Below are 1,298 nucleotides of genomic sequence, written 5' to 3'. Positions count from 1 at the left end.
CAGGGCCGCGGCAAAGTCGTGTCTGCTGGAGCGGGGTTGAGGTGGTCTGACCTGCGTCTTTGCTGGTGAGACGGGATGCGCGGGTGCGTCCCGAGACAGGTTGGATCGGAGGTTCCTACGCCAGCCGCTGCCTACCTGCAGGAACACACCCGCGCTCATGTCATCGTCTCGCGCCACCGCCGTGGTGTCCAAGCCCGTCTCATCCGACGTTCTTCTGGTCGAGCTTCTGGCCGGCCTGCCCGACCCGCGCGCCCGGCGCGGACGACGTCACCCAGTTCGGGCGTTGGTGGCCGTGGCGCTGTGCGCGGTCCTGACCGGCGCGAGGAGCTTCACCGCGATCGCAGAATGGGCCCGCGACGCCGGCAGGATCCGGCTACGGCGGCTGGGAATGATGCGGCGGGCCGCGGACGAGGCCACGTTCCGCCGGGTCCTGACCCGGCTGGACCCGGCCGCCCTTCAGGAGGCCTTCGGCGTCTGGGCGCTCACCCGTGCCCGATGCTCGGGCGGGCGGCGCGTCTACGCGATCGACGGGAAGTCGCTGCGTGGCGCGCGGAAGAAGGGCGCCGCCCGCGCGTTCCTCGTCGCGGCCCTCGACCATGCCACCGGGACCGTTGCCGCGCAGACCGCTGTGGATACCAAGGGCTCGGAGATCACCGCCGCCCGGGTCCTGATCGGTCTGCTCGACCTGACCGGCGCCGTCCTGACTCTGGACGCCCTGCACACGAACAACGCCACCGCCTCCCAGATCCTGGCCGCGGGCGCGCACTACGTCTTGACCGTCAAGGGCAACTCCCGGGCGCTGTTCCGCATGCTCAAGGCGCTGCCCTGGGCCCGGATCCCCGCGACCACGACCACCGAGACCAGCCACGGGCGGCGCGCGACGCGCACGATCAAGGTCCTGGACGCGCCCGCGTGGATCGAGTTCATCGGTGCCGCCCAGGTTGCCCAGCTGCGCCGCACGGTCACCCGCAAGGGCAAGAAGACCGTGGAGGTCGTCTACCTCGTCACCTCCGCCGACGCCCGCACGGCGAGCCCCGAGACCCTGGCGACCTGGGCGAACACGCACTGGTCGATCGAGAACCGGCTCCACTGGGTGCGCGACGTGACGTTCGACGAAGACCGTAGTCAAATCCATACCGGCCACGCACCACAGAACATGGCCGCCCTGCGGAACACCGCCATCGCGATCCTGCGCCACGCCGGCTGGGACAACATCGCCCAAGCCCTGCGCCATCACGCCAGAGACATCGACCGGCCCATCCACGCACTCCTACAGTCATGACTTTGCCGGGGCCCTG

General features: G+C 70.3%; 1 protein-coding gene. It reads left to right on the top strand.

The window, feature by feature from the left end:
* Positions 1-157 precede the first annotated feature (157 nt).
* Positions 158-1,282, top strand: a complete 1,125-nt coding sequence (locus tag ACYVK7_RS17640; RefSeq protein WP_253877680.1) for an ISAs1 family transposase — start codon at positions 158-160, stop codon at positions 1,280-1,282.
* Positions 1,283-1,298: the final 16 nt, after the last annotated feature.

This window comes from Promicromonospora xylanilytica (assembly GCF_054782895.1).
Note: the sequence above shows the minus strand (reverse complement) of the source record. Positions and strands in the feature narration are given on the sequence as shown.

Bases quoted from the DNA above. Each gene is read 5' to 3' on its own strand.
- ACYVK7_RS17640 (WP_253877680.1), top strand. From the start codon at position 158: ATGTCATCGTCTCGCGCCACCGCCGTGGTGTCCAAGCCCGTCTCATCC.